General features: G+C 65.3%; 10 protein-coding genes. 8 read left to right on the top strand and 2 right to left on the bottom strand.

Translation table 11 applies throughout. The features are described 5' to 3' along the window. Nucleotides 1-31: 31 nt before the first annotated feature. The 3 genes from Q7J58_RS16830 (at nt 32) to priA (ending at nt 5694) form a co-directional block, all read left to right on the top strand. Entirely contained in the window at nt 32-1315 is a 1284-nt protein-coding gene (locus tag Q7J58_RS16830) for a GGDEF domain-containing protein (protein ID WP_304830528.1), read from the top strand. Nucleotides 1316-1489: 174 nt separating this feature from the next. Continuing rightward, a complete protein-coding gene (gene hemE, locus Q7J58_RS16825; RefSeq protein ID WP_304830526.1) occupies nt 1490-2593 on the top strand; it encodes a uroporphyrinogen decarboxylase in 1104 nt (367 codons plus the stop codon). Between the two features lie 869 nt (nt 2594-3462). Beyond that, nucleotides 3463-5694 (top strand): primosomal protein N', encoded by a 2232-nt coding sequence (priA, locus tag Q7J58_RS16820; protein ID WP_304830524.1) that lies wholly within the window; start codon nt 3463-3465, stop codon nt 5692-5694. A 227-nt stretch (nt 5695-5921) separates the two neighbouring features. Here priA and katG read toward each other — a convergent pair whose 3' ends face one another. Next, nucleotides 5922-8135 (bottom strand): catalase/peroxidase HPI, encoded by a 2214-nt coding sequence (katG, locus tag Q7J58_RS16815; protein WP_304830522.1) that lies wholly within the window; start codon nt 8133-8135, stop codon nt 5922-5924. Between the two features lie 208 nt (nt 8136-8343). Beyond that, nucleotides 8344-9306, bottom strand: a complete 963-nt coding sequence (locus Q7J58_RS16810) for an AEC family transporter (RefSeq protein WP_304830520.1) — start codon at nt 9304-9306, stop codon at nt 8344-8346. Nucleotides 9307-9456: 150 nt separating this feature from the next. On the opposite strand from Q7J58_RS16810, the gene Q7J58_RS16805 reads away from it, so the two are divergent. The 5 genes from Q7J58_RS16805 to Q7J58_RS16785 all read left to right on the top strand — a co-directional run bounded on the left by Q7J58_RS16805 (nt 9457) and on the right by Q7J58_RS16785 (nt 16931). Beyond that, complete coding sequence (locus Q7J58_RS16805) at nt 9457-10860, top strand: hypothetical protein (RefSeq protein ID WP_304830518.1); 1404 nt, start codon at nt 9457-9459, stop codon at nt 10858-10860. A 36-nt stretch (nt 10861-10896) separates the two neighbouring features. After that, nucleotides 10897-12819 (top strand): hypothetical protein, encoded by a 1923-nt coding sequence (locus Q7J58_RS16800; RefSeq protein ID WP_304830516.1) that lies wholly within the window; start codon nt 10897-10899, stop codon nt 12817-12819. Nucleotides 12820-13121: 302 nt separating this feature from the next. Beyond that, entirely contained in the window at nt 13122-15206 is a 2085-nt protein-coding gene (locus tag Q7J58_RS16795; RefSeq protein ID WP_304830514.1) for a UvrD-helicase domain-containing protein, read from the top strand. Beyond that, nucleotides 15203-15694, top strand: a complete 492-nt coding sequence (locus tag Q7J58_RS16790) for a hypothetical protein (protein WP_304830513.1) — start codon at nt 15203-15205, stop codon at nt 15692-15694. Before Q7J58_RS16795 ends, Q7J58_RS16790 begins: the two co-directional genes overlap by 4 nt. Before the next feature lie 223 nt (nt 15695-15917). Then, entirely contained in the window at nt 15918-16931 is a 1014-nt protein-coding gene (locus Q7J58_RS16785; RefSeq protein WP_304830511.1) for a cytochrome-c peroxidase, read from the top strand. The last annotated feature ends 199 nt before the right edge of the window (nt 16932-17130 follow it).

The following is a 17130-nucleotide window of genomic DNA, read 5'->3' as shown; positions in this document are numbered from 1 at the left end:
CCTCCTCTGTTCCATTGAGGATCCGCACGTCATGCGCTTTATCAGCAGTATCCATGTGGCCATTGGCTTGTTGCTGGTGGCTTTTGCGGGCGGCTTCTACACCGACTTCAAGGCCGAACAACGGCACGACCAATCGGTGCGCATCCAGTTGGGACTGGAGCGCATGCTCCGACTCAACCAAGGGCTCACCAGTGCCATTGCCATGGCCGTGCTGGAAAAAAACAGCTTGCGCGCGGCCAGCTACCCCTCGCTGCTGATCGAACTGGAGGCCACCATGCGAGACGTCCTGAATCAGACCCGGGCGATGATGCTGGCCAGCGATGTACAAGCCCTCAACGAAGAGCAGAAAGCCCTGCGGGCGGTGGAAACCGAGGTGTTTGAACTCATGCGCCAAGACCGCTGGCCCGAGGCCTTCGGAGCGCTGTTGGCCAGCGACTACGGTATGGCACTCAAGCTCTACGAAATCAACAGCGAAGCGGCGGTGGGTGCGCTGACCATCGAATTGACCAACACCATCCGGGAACACAACCAGATGCGCCTGCTCACCCTGGCGCTGAGGTTGGCCGCGGTGCTCTTGTTGCTGTGGACAGGCTGGCGTTACTCCACGCGCCTGCAAGTTGAGTTGACCGAACAGTCGCGCCTGCGCGCGGCCTTGGCCCTGTCCAACGCCGATCTGGAGAACAAGGTACAGCAGCGCACCCAGGCACTGAAGGCTGTCAACCACCAACTCGAAATCCTGAGCGTCACCGATGGCCTGACCCAACTGGCCAACCGCCGCCGCTTCGATGCCGTGTGGACCGACGAATGGCAGCGCGCCCTGCGCCTGGGCACACCGTTGGCCATCATCATGCTCGACGTGGACCATTTCAAGGCCTACAACGACCATTACGGACACCAGCAAGGCGACGCGTGCCTGCGCCGGGTTGGCGAAGTGCTGCTGGCCACGGTGCGCCGGGCCGGAGAGCTGGCGGCCCGCTACGGCGGCGAAGAATTTGTGGTGGTCATGCCTGGCGCCAGCGTGGCCCATGCCATGGCCATGGCCGAGGCCATCCGGGCCAACATCGAGGCCACCGGCATGGAACACCACTATTCACCGGTGGCTGGGGTGGTCACGGTCAGCCTGGGCGTGGCGGTCAAAATTCCAACAAGCCAGGACGAACGCAACAGCCTGGTGCAAGCGGCCGATGCAGCCCTGTACCAGGCCAAGCATCAGGGACGCAACCAGGCGGTGCTGTTCAGCAGACATGCCAGCAGTGACCTGACGCTCAAACCCAAGGCCCCAACCGATCCCGGCACCACCACAGCCAGCGCGTAGCCGTTGCGGGCCTGTGACCCGACCGGTACCTGCCCAGGTTCCATGGCCCTTAAAACCGCCGTGGGAAGCGGGTGGCACACCGGCTGAGCGCCTTTCTGCGCTGGCTCAACGTGCGGTCCAGGCGCAGGCGGGATAATCGCCGCTTCCCATCGACGACCGCAACCGGATACCCCCATGAGCTTCGCCCCCCTGCAGAACGACACCTTTTTGCGCGCCTGCCTGCGCCAGGCCACCGACTACACGCCCGTGTGGCTGATGCGCCAGGCGGGGCGCTACTTGCCTGAATACCGGGCCACGCGCGCGCAGGCGGGCAGTTTCATGGGGTTGGCGACCAACGTGGACTACGCCACCGAAGTGACGCTGCAGCCGCTGGAGCGGTATGCGCTGGACGCAGCCATTTTGTTTTCGGACATCTTGACCGTGCCCGATGCGATGGGTCTGGGCCTGTCGTTTGCGCTGGGCGAAGGCCCGAAGTTTCAGAAAACGGTGCGCACCGAAGCCGACGTGGACGCGCTGGCCGTGCCCGACATGGACAAGCTGCGCTACGTGTTTGACGCGGTGACCAGCATCCGCAAGGCACTCAACGGCCGGGTGCCGCTGATTGGTTTTTCGGGCAGCCCCTGGACGCTGGCCTGCTACATGGTGGAGGGCGGTGGCTCGGACGATTACCGCGCCGTGAAGACGCTGATGTACAGCCGCCCGGACCTGATGCACCGCATTCTGGCCATCAACGCAGACGCCGTGGCGGCTTACTTGAACGCACAAATTGACGCCGGCGCGCAGGCCGTGATGGTGTTTGACAGCTGGGGCGGTGTGCTGGCAGACGGCAAGTTTCAACAGTTCAGCCTGGCCTACACCAAGCGGGTGTTGGCGCAACTGAAGCGCGAAAAAGACGGCGTGACCATTCCGCGCATTGTGTTCACCAAGGGCGGCGGCCTGTGGCTGGACGACATGAAAGACCTGGACTGCAACGCGCTGGGTCTGGACTGGACGGTGAACCTGACCAAAGCCCGCGCCCAGGTGGGCGAAGGCGCCCACGGCAAGGCGCTGCAGGGCAACATCGACCCGAACGTGTTGTTTGCCCAGCCGGCGCAGATTGACGCCGAAGTGGCCGCCGTGCTGGAAAGCTTTGGCCCGCCGCACCAAGGCCCCGGCGTTGGCGCCACGCACATCTTCAACCTGGGCCACGGCATCAGCCAGTTCACGCCGCCCGAGCATGTGTCGGCCCTGGTGGACGCGGTGCACAGCCACTCCAGGCGCCTGCGCGCGCAGGCTTGAAACGGCCCGCCGGGCCCCTGCCGCAGCAGGCGGGGCCGGGTTTGCAGCGGGGCCTGAGCGGTCTTTAACACAAAATGCCGCAAAACCCGGACTTGACAAGCCCCACTTATGCACAAAACTTTGGCAGCGGGGCACCCAGGCAAGCCGTTTCAGCAGGTTGTTTAGCCAAAGACCAAGAAACTCTCTAAGTATTTGATCTATATAGGATTTGTGTTTTTGCTCTTTAAAAAGGCAGTTTAAGCAAGCCCTTGATTTGTAAGGTCTCCAGGGGCCCAAACACAAGCTATCAACAAAGTTATCCACAGATTTTCTGGATATGTCTGGATGCGCTGTCAAATCAAGGACTTACGGCACTTTTTGACGGTTGGACTGCAACGATGCGACCCAACCGACGAAATTTGCAGCACGCGATGGGTAAAAACACCAACCGACAGCCGGTCACCCCAAGCCCCCAACGGGGCGCGGGCCGTTGGCGGGGTGTTTCACGCAGAGACCCAGGCGAACATATGGCACCGCGGTGATTTTCAACCTCTCGTGCAGCCTGGTGCCTAGCACACAACACAACAACCCGGCTTGTGAGCACGCACTTATGCACAAATTTTTTCAATATCCCGACCACCGGCATGCTGGCCCTATGTGCGCCTACCCTGGCGATAAAAATCTGCTAAGTTATTGATTTATATAGATTTTGATTTTTTGCTCTTTAATCAGGCAGTTTAAGCAAGCCCTTGATTTGTAAGGCCTTCAGAGGCTCCAACACAATCTATCAACAAAGTTATCCACAGATTTTTTGGATATGTCTGGATATCCTGTCAAATCAACCACTTGCATCGCTTTTCGAGCGTTCGACCGAAGAAAACCCACTCAACATGACTTTTTGGCCCAATGTGGTGGTGGCCACCCCGGCCCACAGCGGTGTGGGTGCGAGCCTCAGTTACCGAAGTGAGTTGTTGCTTGCGCCGGGCACCTTGGTGCGCGTGCCGCTGGGCCAGCGCGAGGTGCTGGGCGTGGTGTGGGAATGCGCCACCGAACCGCCCGAGGGCCTGACCGAAGCGCAAACCAAAGCCGTGGCGAGCGTGCTGGACGGCCTGCCGCCGTTGAACGCTCGCTGGCGCCAGCTGGTGAAATTTGCCGCCCAGTATTACCAGCGCAGCCTGGGCGAGGTGGCCCTGGCCGCGCTGCCGCCGCAGCTGCGCGAGTTAAGCAACGAGCAGCTGGCGCGGCGGCTGAAACGCCAGGCCAAAGCCGCACACACCCTCAAAACCACCACCCCAACCGACGCCGCGCCCGCGCCCGCGCCTGCCGCCAGCGACGGCCACGACCTGAGCGACGAACAGCGCCAGGCGCTGGCCGCGCTGCACAGCGCGCAGGCGCCGGTGCTGCTGTTTGGCGCCACCGGCAGTGGAAAAACCGAGGTGTACCTGCGCGCCACCCGCGAGGTGCTGGACACCGCCACCCCCGAAGGCAGCAGCCCCACCCAGGTGCTGGTGATGGTGCCCGAGATCAACCTGACTCCGCAGCTGGAGGCGCGCTTTCGCGAGCGCTTTGAGCCACTGTACGGCGCCGATTCGGTGGTGTGCCTGCACAGCGGCATGACGCCGCCGCAGCGCCTGAACAGCTGGCTGGCGGCGCACACCGGCACCGCGCGCATTGTGCTGGGCACCCGCATGGCCGTGTTGGCCAGCCTGCCAGGGCTGCGCCTGATGGTGGTGGACGAGGAACACGACCCCAGCTACAAAAGCCAGGAAGGGGCGCGGTATTCGGCGCGGGACCTGGCGGTGTACCGGGCGAAGGTGGAAACCGAGGCACTGCGGTCTGCTGGGCAGGCGGGGGACCCTCACCCCAACCCGCTCCCGCCAGCGGGAGAGGGGGCCGAAGCGGGAACGGGATCGGAGCCGGATGTGCGTTGCCACGTGGTGCTGGGCTCGGCCACGCCATCGCTGGAAAGCTGGCACGCGGCCGAGCAGGGCCGCTATCTGCGCCTGGCCATGCCGGGGCGGGTGGGCGGTGGGGCGTTGCCGCGTTTGCGTCTGGTGGACATGAACCACCAGCCCAAGGGCGCCGTGCTGGCGCCGCCGCTGGTGGCCGCCATGGCCGAGCGCATCGCGCGCGGCGAGCAGTGCATGGTGCTGCTGAACCGGCGCGGTTACGCCCCGGTGCTGGCCTGCCACGACTGCGGCTGGAAGAGCGCCTGCGCGCACTGCAGCGCCTACCGCGTGTTCCACAAACTCGACCGCACGCTGCGCTGCCACCACTGCGGTTTTACCGAACGCGTGCCGCGCGCCTGCCCCGACTGCGGCAACCTGGACATTGCGCCCGTGGGCCGTGGCACCGAACAAATTGAAGAACACCTGAGCGCGCTGCTGGCCGATGTGCGCCGCCCCGACGGTGGCCCCGCCCGCGTGGCGCGCATGGACGCCGACTCCACCCGGCTCAAAGGCAGCCTGGAAGTGCAGCTGGCCACCATGCACAGCGGTGCGGTGGATGTGCTGGTGGGCACCCAGATGATTGCCAAAGGGCACGACTTTCGACGCATCACCCTGGTGGCCAGCGTGAACGCCGACAGCGCCCTGTTTGCCAGCGACTACCGCGCCCCCGAGCGCCTGTTTGCCCTGCTCATGCAGGCGGCCGGCCGCGCCGGGCGCGACGCCGCGCACAGCGAGGCCAGCGAAATGTGGGTGCAAACCTGGTACCCGCAGCACCCCCTGTTTGCCACCCTGAAAAAGCACGACTACCCGGCCTTTGCCGCCGAGCAGCTGACCGAGCGCGCCCAGGCCGGCATGCCGCCCTACGGCTACCAGGCCCTGCTGCGCGCCGACGCCCGCACGCAAGCCGCCGCGCAGGCGTTCTTGAACCGCGCCGCCGAGCACAGCCAGGGCCTGCCCTACCGCGACCAGATCACGCTGTACCCCGCCGTGCCGCTCACCATTCAGCGCGTGGCGAATGTGGAGCGCGCCCAGCTGCTGGTGGAAGCCGCGTCGCGCGGTGCGCTGCAACGCTTTTTGTCGGCCTGGCAACCGGTGCTGCTGCAGTGCCGCAGCCTGCCCGAAGCGCGCGGGCTGATCCGGTTTGCGGTGGATGTGGACCCGCTGGCGATTTGACGCGGCGGGTGTCACGGCGCCGTCACAGGCACCCCACAAAATTCGCACGTGCCCAACGCCTGCGAAATAACAGGCGGCACACCACGGCCACCCCAGGGTGGTCGTTCCATTTTGAGGGGCGGGCAGTGGCATGCGACTCCCGCCCAGTGCGCAAAAAAGCCCCCGTTGCCGAAGCTGCGGGGGCCTGCGTACCAGCCCCGCGCACGGCGCGGGGCGTTTGCTTCACATCACTTCAGGTCAAAGCGGTCCAGGTTCATCACCTTGGTCCAGGCGGCCACAAAGTCGCGCACGAACTTGGCTTGGCCATCGTTTTGGGCATACACCTCGGCCAGGGCGCGCAGCTGCGAGTTCGAGCCAAACACCAAATCCACGCGGGTGGCGCTCCACTTCACGGCACCGGTTTTGCGGTCGCGGCCCTCGTAAGCGTTGTCGCCCACCGGCTTCCAGGCGGTGGACATGTCCACCAGGTTGACAAAGAAGTGATTGCTCAACTGACCAGGCCGCTGGGTGAACACGCCGTGCGCTGATCCACCGTGGTTGGCACCCAGCACACGCAGGCCACCGACCAACACCGTCATCTCCGGCGCGCTCAGGGTCAGCAGCTGCGCTTTGTCGAGCAGCATCTCTTCGGGGGTCACGCTGTAGGCTTTTTTGCGGTAGTTGCGGAAGCCATCGGCCATCGGCTCCATCACGCTGAAGGACTCCACGTCGGTCTGCTCTTGCGAAGCATCGGTGCGGCCCGGGGTGAACGGCACGGCCACGGTCTGGCCTGCGGCCTGGGCCGCGGCTTCTACGGCGGCGCCACCGGCGAGCACGATCAGATCGGCCAGCGACACCTGCTTGCCACCGGTTTGCGCGGCGTTGAACGCCTGCTGGATGGATTCCAGCGCGGTCAACACCTTGGCCAACTGGGCCGGTTGGTTGGCTTCCCAGTTGTTCTGCGGCGCCAGACGGATGCGTGCGCCGTTGGCACCACCGCGTTTGTCGCTACCCCGGAAGCTGGAAGCCGAAGCCCAGGCGGTGGACACGAGTTCCCCCACCGACAGGCCTGAGGCCAACACCTGCGCCTTGAGGGTGGCGATGTCCTGCGCGTCGATCAGCGGGTGTGCCACGGCAGGCACCGGGTCTTGCCAGATCAGCTCTTCGGCGGGCACTTCGGGGCCCAGGTACAGGCTCTTCGGGCCCATGTCGCGGTGGGTCAGCTTGAACCAGGCGCGGGCGTAGGCGTCGGCGAACTCGTCGGGGTGGGCCGCAAAGTGGCGCGAGATCTTTTCGTAGGCCGGGTCGAACTTGAGCGACAGGTCGGCCGTGGTCATCATGGGGCGGTGCTTCACGCCGGGCACATGCGCGTCGGGAATCATGTCCTCCTCGGCCACGTCTTTGGCCAGCCACTGGTGCGCGCCCGATGGGCTCTTCACCAGTTCCCAGTCGTACTGGAACAGCACCTTGAAGTAACCCATGTCCCAGGTGGTGGGGTTGGGTTTCCAGGCGCCCTCAATGCCGCTGGTGGTGGTGTGTTCGCTGTGGCCTTTGCCCAGGGCGTTGATCCAGCCAAAACCCATTTCTTCCATGGGGGCGGCCTCGGGCTCGGGGCCGACCAGCTTGGGGTCGCCCGCGCCGTGGGCCTTGCCGAAGGTGTGGCCGCCGGCCACCAGCGCCACGGTCTCGACGTCGTTCATGGCCATGCGCAGAAAGGTTTCGCGCACATCGTGGCCCGAGAGCAGCGGGTCGGGGTTGCCGTCCGGGCCTTCGGGGTTCACGTAGATCAGGCCCATCTGCACGGCGGCCAGCGGGTTTTCCAGGTCGCGGTTGCCGGAATAACGGCTGTTGGCCTTGTCGCTGGTGGCCAGCCATTCGGCTTCGGCGCCCCAGTAAATGTCTTCTTCGGGCTGCCAGATGTCGGCACGGCCGCCGGCAAAGCCAAAGGTTTTGAAGCCCATGGACTCCATGGCCACGTTGCCGGCCAGGATGTACAGGTCGGCCCACGAAATGGCGTTGCCGTATTTCTGCTTGATGGGCCAGAGCAGGCGGCGCGCTTTGTCCAGGTTGCCGTTGTCGGGCCAGCTGTTGATGGGGGCAAAGCGCTGGTTGCCGGTGCCCGCGCCGCCGCGGCCGTCGGCCGTGCGGTAGGTGCCAGCGCTGTGCCAGGCCATGCGGATGAACAGGCCACCGTAGTGGCCCCAGTCGGCGGGCCACCAGTCCTGGCTGTCGGTCATCAGCGCCACCAGGTCGGCCTTGAGCGCAGGGTAGTCCAGCGTTTTGAAGGCTTCGGCGTAGTCAAAGTCCGGGTCCATCGGGTTGGATGCAGGAGCGTGCTGGTGCAGGATGCCCAGGTTCAGCTGGTTGGGCCACCAGTCGGCGTTGGACTGGGCGCCTTGCTTGGCGCGTGCGCCTGCGGCGGCGTGGAACGGGCACTGGGCTTCGGTGTTGGGGTGGCTCATGGCGGGTCTCCGGTGGATTGAACGGGCTCGTTCAGTTTGCGAGGGCCAGAGCAGCCAAACGTTCCACGCAGTCGGCCAACAAAGCGGCCAGGGTGTCGTTGGGGTTCATGGCAGGGCTCCAGCAAGTGATCGAGGTCCCACTGTAGCCCCCACCCCAATATTTGACAAACTGATTGTCACTAGGCAATCAATAGCCAATATCTATAGATCAAGTCATCAGCGTGACCGCGCCCGAAAAGGTGAAGAACGCGGCCACGGTGGTCACCAGGATGATGCGGGCGATGCGCCCGTTGTCCGCGCCCAGGCGCTCGGCCAGCAGCGACACGTTGCTGGCGCTGGGCAGCGCCGACACCAGCACCATCACCGTGAGCGCAAAGCGGTCCAGCGGCACGCCCACCTGAATGGCCGCCAACCCCACCACCAGCACCAGCAGCGGGTGCAGCAGCAGCTTCATGAGCGCCACCGGCACATAGTCGCTCAGAGGCATGGGGTGGTTGGACTGCATTTGCGAACGCGCCAGCACCGCCCCAATGGTGAACAGCGCCACCGGGGAGGCTGCGTCGGCCAGCAGCCAGACGGTTTTTTCGACCGGGCCCGGCAGGCTGAAACTGGCCGCCGAGGCCGCAGCGCCCAACAAAATGGCCCAGGGCATGGGGTTGGTGACCACCCCGCGCAATGCCTTTTTGCCCGCGTCCAGCATGGCCGCAGCGCCGTGGCCCTCGCCTTCGTCCAGCCGAGAGAGCGCCACGCACAGCGAGCTCGTGATCACCATGTCCACCACGATCAATACGATCACCGGGCCCACGCTCTGCGGCCCCAGCAGCGCGGCCAGCAGCGGCACGCCCATGAAACCTGTGTTGGGGAACGCCGCCACCAGCGCGCCCATGGCGGCATCGTTCCAGCGGATGCGGCTGTTCATCGTCATGACGATGGCAAAACCCACCATGACCAGCGCGCACAGCAGGTACACCCCGGCCACCGACGCATCGAGCAGCTGCGCAATGGGCGTGGTGGAGCCAAAGCGGTAGAGCATGGCCGGCAAGGCGAAAAACAGCACGAAGCCGTTCAGTCCCGGGATGGCTTCGAGCGGCAACATGCGCCGACGTGCCGCGAGAAAACCGGCCAGCACAAGGGCAAAGAAGGGGAAGGTGACGAGCAGGATGTTGAGCACGGGGGCATTGTCTCAGGTGTGTACGCGCCATGCGGCGCGCCGCCGCAGAGCACACGCCCTGCGCCGAATGTCTGATTGGGCCCGCGCGCAGCAAGGCAGGCGTTAAGCTTGCCTGTTACAAAGCGATACCCCGCTACACACTCCACAGCCATGTCCTCCATGCGCCCCACCGCTCCCAGCTCCAGCACCGCGCCACGCCAGGCAAGCACCCGCCGCTCCTTGGCCCTGACGCTGCTCAGCGCAGCCCTGCTCGGCGGCTGCGCAGCCCCGAAATTCACGGTGGACGATGGCCGTGCCGTGGACCCGACGTTGCTGGCCAACATCGGCCTCTACGGCCAGGGCGAACAAGCCTTGCGTCCGGCCATTGCCCGCTCGGCCCGGCTCAAAGACAACGACTGCGACCGCCAGTGGGAGCTGCCCATTTCGGTGGCCACCAGCCAAGGCTGGTCTGAAAACGACCGCGTGGCCTGGGTCCGTGCACTGGGGGTGGACGAGCGGCTGACCGTGGTAGCCGCCACCCACGACGCACCGCTGAAGCCCGGAGAACGCCTGGCGAACATCGACGGCAGCACCAGCAACGAGGCCCAGAAACTGCTGGTGGAACTGGGTGCCATGCGCGAGCGCGGAAGGCCTTTTCCGGTGACCACCAGCACCGGAAAAACCGTGCAGCTCAACCCGTTTCAAGTCTGTCGCGGCTACACCCGACTGGCCCCGCCCAACACCCCGGAGCTGCAGGATTACCACTGGCTCATGAGCTACCACCCGCTGGAACTGGCCAAAGCCGACCTGACCGAAGACGAAGCACTGTGGACCGTGTTGTGGACACAGGGCGTGTCGGAAGAAGGTGGCGCAAGGATGAAGGTGTACGACTACGGCACCTCGTTGCTGAGCACACTCTACACCGTGGCCACACTGGCCTCGGGCCTCAAGGGCGCGGCCATGGCAGCCGAAGCGGCGGTGAAAACCGCGCAGCAAGCTGCCGCCTCCGTGGCGACCGAACTCCTCAAACAGCAACTGATCGACCAGGCCAAAACCTTTGCCGCCAACCGCCTCAAGGACGAGATTGGCAAGTCGGTGCAAGCCCTGACACAGGCACAGGTGGTGGCCAGCATGCAGCAGGTGGCGGCCAACCGGGGTTTGCTGGGCGGTATTTCCCGCGTGGCGGCCACGGTGTTCGACGACGCCGACGCCTGGGCCTACACCCGCATGGAGCAGTTGGGCGCCAACCCGCTGGCCGGCTTCACGCTGCACCAGAAGTTGCTGGAGCGCAACCTGCTCACCAACGCCCTGGCCTTCGACCCCGAGCGCATGGCCTCGATGCAAGCCCTGACCAACCAGGCCGGCCGTGGCGAAGAGGTGGTGGCCATTCTGAAGGGCATTCGGCCCGAAACGCTGAACTTCGACCTGGCCGACATGCCGCTGGCCTCGGCCCAGCAGGCCTTCAGCTACGAAGACCTGGAACCCCGCAGCACCAACCCGTATGCGCGCGGCCTGATTGAAGCCATGCTGGAAATGCCCGATACCGGCCTGCCAGCGGCGGCCTCCAGCCGCTGAGCCGGTACCCACGCCCACCGTTCCACAAAGAAGCCCATGCACCCCAGCCAGTTGCCACACCACCGCACCACACCCACCGCCGTCCACCAGGCTTTGGGCGTCCTGCTTTGGCTGGCCAGCGCCACGGCGGGCGCACAAAGCAGCAACGCAAGCGACGCGCTCCAACCAGCCGCCACACCGCCCGCGCAGGTGGTGGGTAACGCCGCTGCAGCAAACCCCGCAGCACCCACCGGGCCCGACAGCAACACCGCCCCTGCCAGCCCGGCGCCGGCCGCAGCGGCGAACACCCCAGAGCCGCCGCTGTCGACCCTGGGCGCGGGCCAGGCCCTGCCACCGACCCCGGTGGCCCACACGGCGCCACCCGAAACCTGCAACAGCCTGAGCGACCGAGCCATGGCGGTGGACCTCCAGGCGGCCACCGCGCAATCCAACAAACAAGACACGGCCGAGCTGGCCAGGCTGGTGGACGAAGCCATTGCGCTGTGGACGCTGGCCGCCCAGCGCTGCGAAGGTCGGGCGCAGGAACGTGCCCGGCGCAACCTGGCCGACAGCGAGCGCAGCCGCGCCAGTCTGAACGCAACACTCGGTGCCAGCCCGGCCTGCACCAACGGCCAGAAAAACGCCACCAGCCTGCAAGATCTGGCCCAGCAAGCCGTGCGCGAGCGGCGCTGGATGGACGCTGCTGTGCTCTACCGCAAAGCCGAAAACATGTGGGACGTGGCGGCCGAACGCTGCACCGGCGAAGCCCAGACCACCGCCCTGCAGCGGCGCGAACAAACCGCCACCGACGCCCACAACGCCGAGTTCTGCGCCCCCGTCTTCGAGCGCGCCCGTGACCAGAGCCAAAAACTGCGCAGCACCAGCGCCAGCCTGAGCGTGGCCGAGCGGCAAACCCAATCTCAAATCGCCGAAACCCTGTGGCGCGAAGCCCAGACGCTGTGCAAAGGCCCGGCCCTGGACGTGGCGCGCAACAACGCCCAAAGCCAAGCCCGCGACCGCGGCACACCCTGGGTGGCCACCGCGCTGCCGGGTGCCCCCGTGGCCGCAGCCCCCAGCCCCGCGCTGAGCACCCAAGCCGCAACAACCGTGGTGGCAGCCGTGGCGACGACCACGGCAACCGCAAGCGCCGCAGCCACAGCGGCCAAGGCGCCCACACTGGCGGCCCCCCTGGCCGCGGCACCCCGTGCGCTGGCAACCAGCGACACCCCCGCAGCGCCCACCGAACCCGCCAAAGCGCTGGACATCCAGGCCGGCGACACCCGCTTCACCGGCCACTTCACCCGCGACGGCGACGGCCTGAGCGGCAACGGCCAGGTGCGTTGGGCCAACGGCGATCACTACCAAGGCGATCTGCTCAAAAGCCGCCGCCACGGTCAGGGCGAATTTGTGTGGGCCAGCGGCCAGCGCTACAGCGGCAGTTGGGTGGACGACGAGCCCCAAGGCAAAGGCCAGATGGTGTTTGCCAATGGCAACCGCTACGAGGGCGAGGTCGCGCGCGGCCTGCCGCACGGCCAGGGCCGCATGCTGTACGCCTCGGGCGACCGCTTTGAAGGCCGCTTCAACCAAGGCAAGCCCGACGGCCAAGGCCACTACCATTGGGCCAACGGCCAGCACTACGAAGGCCCGTGGGTGAACGAGCAACCCCAGGGCGTGGGCAAACTGCACTTCGCCAACGGCAACGTCTACGAAGGCCAGTTGGTGCGCGGCACCCCCGAGGGACAAGGCACCTTGCGCTTTGCCTCGGGCGAACGCTACGAAGGCTCCATGTCGCAAGGGCAGCCCCACGGCCAAGGCAGCTTTCGCTGGCCCAACGGCGACCACTACACCGGCCAGTGGCAGCAAGGCAAAAAGCACGGCCAGGGCCGCATGACCTGGGCCAACGGCGACCACTGGGAAGGCGTCTACGAAAACGATGCCCAGACCCGCAACGGCACCCTGACGCGCAAAAACCCGTCCTGAAGCTGGGCCAGGTGCCGTACCTGGACCCACGTCAGCAAAAAAGGGCCTGTGCAAGGCCGCCAAAACCCCGCCCCAGCGCTTCGCTTGCAAGTCCGGCTCCAGGCGTTCAACGACGCTTGTGCGCTTCAAAAAGTTGCTCAGGGCAAAGGCACGTCGACAGCCCCAACGGTGGGTCAACCGCGCGCCCAGCAGCCCGCACGCCGCGCGAGGCACGCCGGTATCATTCACGCTCCTCGGGCGTATTTCACTGTCATTGCGCACCACCCAACCCCTCCGTTTCTGCGCACTGCCCTCTTATTTCCATGTCTGCCAACGCCTCCGGCCTGAACCTTGCCCAGCTTGATGCCGTGAACCACCTGGGCGGGCCGTGTCTGGTGCTGGCCGGGGCCGGTTCCGGGAAAACGCGGGTGATCACGCACAAGATCGGCCGCCTCATCCAGGCGGGCCTGGCGGCCGACCGCATTGCCGCCATCACCTTCACCAACAAGGCCGCCAGCGAAATGCGCGAGCGCGCCAAGCAGCTGGTGGGGCGCGAAGCCCGCAAGGTGCTCATTTGCACCTTTCATGCGCTGGGCGTGCGCCTGCTGCGCGAAGACGGCGCAGCGCTGGGGCTGAAAAAGCAGTTCTCCATTCTGGACAGCGACGACATCACCAGCCTGCTGAAAGACTGCGGCGGCAGCACCGACACGGCCGCCGCGCGCCAGTGGCAGTGGGCCATCAGCGCCTGGAAGAGCGCGGGCCTGAATTCGGCCCAGGCGCTGGCGCTGGCCAAAGACGACGAAGAGCGCGTGACCGCGACCATCATGGCGCGCTACGAAGAGCGCCTGACCGCCTACCAAAGCGTGGACTTCGACGACATGATCAGCCTGCCGCTGAAGCTGCTGACCGAGCACCTGGACGTGCGCGAACGCTGGCAGCAGAAGATGGGCCATGTGCTGGTGGACGAATACCAGGACACCAACGCCACCCAGTACGAGCTGCTGAAGCTGCTGGTGGGCGAGCGCGCCCGCTTCACCGCCGTGGGCGACGACGACCAGAGCATTTACGGCTGGCGCGGCGCCACGCTGGACAACCTGAAGCGCCTGCCGCAAGACTTCCCCGCGCTCAAGGTCATCAAGCTGGAGCAAAACTACCGCTCCACCAGCGCCATTTTGCGAGCGGCCAACAACGTGATTGGCCCCAACCCCAAGCTGTTCCCCAAGACGCTGTGGAGCGACCTGGGCGAGGGCGAGCCGGTGCGGGTGGTGGACGCCGACAACGAGGAACACGAGGCCGAGCGCGCGGTGGCGCGCATTCAGAGCCTGCAGGCTTCGTCGCCCCACAAAGAGTGGCGCGACTTCGCCATCCTGTACCGCGCCAACCACATGGCGCGGCCGTTTGAGCAGTCGCTGCGGCGGGCACAAATTCCCTACAAGGTGTCGGGCGGGCAGAGCTTTTTTGACAAGGCCGAGATCCGCGACCTGTGCGCCTGGCTGCGCCTGCTGGTCAACAACAACGACGACCCGGCGTTTCTGCGCTCGGCCACCACGCCCAAGCGAGGCATTGGCCACACCACCCTGCAGCAGCTGGGCAACTTTGCCACGCAGTACAAGCTGAGCCTGTTTGAGGCGCTGTTTTCGCATTCGCTGGCCGCCACCCTGCCCGGGCGCGCCGTGGCCACGCTGCACGAATTCGGCCGCGCCGTGAACGACCTGGAATACCGCGCCAAACACACGGTGGGCCACGAAGCGGGGCGCGCGTTTCTCACCGAGTGGCTCAAGGACATTGACTACGAAAAGCACCTGTACGACAGCGAAGACAACGAAAAGGTCGCGGCTGCGCGCTGGACCAACGTGATGGACTTCTGCGATTGGGTGGCCGGGCGCTGCGGCGGCAAGCTCGAAGACGACGGCGGCGTAAAAACTGAAACCGAGCGCAAAACCCTGCTCGAAGTGGTGCAGACCATCGCACTGATTTCCACCCTGAGCGAGCGGGAGCAAGAACAAAATATGGTGACGCTGTCCACCCTGCACGCGTCCAAAGGCCTGGAATGGCCGCATGTGATGCTGGTGGGCGTGAACGAAGGGCTGCTGCCTTTCAAGATGGAAGAAGAGCCCGGCCAGAGCGACGCCACCACCGAGAGCATGGCGCAGCGCCTGCAAGAAGAGCGGCGCCTGATGTACGTGGGCATCACGCGGGCGCAGCGCACGCTGGCCGTGAGCTGGCTCAAGCGCCGCAAAAAAGGCCGCGAAAGCATTCCGGGCCAGGCCAGCCGTTTCATTCAAGAAATGGGGCTGGACCAGAACACGGTCAAAGAAGACCCGCGCGAGAAACTGCGTGCGCTGCGCGCCGAGTTTGCCCAGCGCGCCACCGAAACAGCCGCCGCCAAAGCGGCTGAAACGCCATGAAACGCCTGAACATCGGCACCCGATGGAGCGCGTTGCTGTGCCTGCTGCTGGTGCCCGGCGCCTGGGCCCAGCAGCCCACCGCCACGGCACCGGCCCTGGCCTGCACCGAAGCCTCCGCCATGGCGCCTGCCCACCTGTATGGCACGTGGCAGCTCACCCTGTGGCCGTCCGAGGGCAGCGCATCGGCGCCCACGTCCACCGGCTCCGTGCGGTTTGAGCGCCACCCCGAATTCCCCGGCAGCGTGCGCGGCCACATCCAGCGCACGGCAGCGGGCGTGGCCCTGCAGGCCCTGGTCTCGGGCGACGTGATCGACGGTGAATTCAACCTCGACGAGTCTGCCGACGGCGTGGCCATCGACGCGGTGTGGGCAGGCGTGCCGCAAGACTGCGGCCAAAGCATACGCGGCACCCGACGCCCTGCTGAAAGCCAGGCCCAGACAATGGTCCCGCTACAGTTTCTGTTGCGCAAAAGTCCCGGCTGGCATTGATTTCGGCGCATGGTCTGCGCATTGATATTTCGCAAACCGGGCCCGAACATTGGCTATTTCAACCATAGGCAAAAGCTATCCAGATCGTCCAGCACTTTGACGCGGATCAAGAACCACCAGGGTCGACCCACATACATTGACCCTGTCAGTTGTATGGATTTGCGGAAAAACATGCCGCCCCCCTTGCCTTGCTGACGCGTCATTCATTTACAGCGAGTCGATCATGAAAACCTCAAGAATATTCACCTGGACTCTGTGCGCACTGGCCGCCGCCACCTTCATGTCGGCCGGCACCGCCATGGCCCAGAAGCGCGACGAACCCGTGCAGACCATCCCCGCGCCGCGCAACATGGACCCGGCCATGGTGGAGTTGGGCAAAAAACTGTTCTTTGATCCCCGCCTCTCCAAGTCGGGCTTCATCTCCTGCAACTCGTGCCACAACCTGAGCATGGGCGGTTCTGACAACCTCAAGACCTCCATCGGCCACAACTGGTCACAGGGCCCCATCAATTCGCCCACCGTGCTCAACTCCAGTCTGAACCTGGCGCAGTTCTGGGACGGCCGCGCCGCCACCCTGAAAGACCAGGCCGGCGGCCCGATCGCCAACCCGGGCGAAATGGCCTTCACCCACGAGCTGGCCATCGACACCCTGAAGTCGATTCCCGGCTACGTGAACGAGTTCAAAGCCGTCTTCAAGACCGACAAGCTGAGCATCGACGAGGTGACCACCGCCATCGCCGCGTTTGAAGAAACCCTGGTAACGCCCAATTCGCGCTTCGACCGCTGGCTCGACGGCGACAACAAAGCCCTGAACAAGGACGAACTGGCCGGCTACCAGCTGTTCAAAGAAAGCGGCTGCGTGGCCTGCCACAACGGCCCCAACCTGGGCGGTACCTCGTTCCAGAAAATGGGCCTGGTGCAACCCTACAAAACCGCCAGCACCGCCCAAGGCCGCCAGGAAGTGACCGGCAAAGACGCCGACCGCCTGAACTTCAAGGTACCCACCTTGCGCAACGTGGAACTGACCTACCCCTACTTCCACGACGGTGAAGCCCCCACCCTGACCGTGGCGGTGGACCTCATGGGCAAACTGCAACTGGGCCGTGAGTACACGAAAGACGAAAACGCCAAGATCGTCGCCTTCCTGAAAACCTTGACCGGTCAGCAACCCCAGTTCGCCCTGCCGATGTTGCCACCGTCCACCGACAAGACGCCACCCCCACGTCCGTTCAACTGAGCGTTCGCTCCCTCGGCATCCCGCTCCAACGGGATCAACCAACCGGCCACTCGGCCGGTTTTTTCATGTGCGCCCAGCATGGGCGCACTCCTGCGGGTGCAAGTCCCGCCGCAAGTTGACCAAGACGAGCGAAGCGAAGCGCAACCGCATGAGGGCGACCGAGTGTGGGAAGGAAGCGTGGAGCGCAAATCATGAGCCG

Source organism: Hydrogenophaga sp. (assembly GCF_030656115.1).
Classification (GTDB): domain Bacteria; phylum Pseudomonadota; class Gammaproteobacteria; order Burkholderiales; family Burkholderiaceae_C; genus Hydrogenophaga.
The sequence above is the reverse complement of the archived record's forward strand: the minus strand, read 5'-3'. Positions and strand labels throughout refer to the sequence as shown.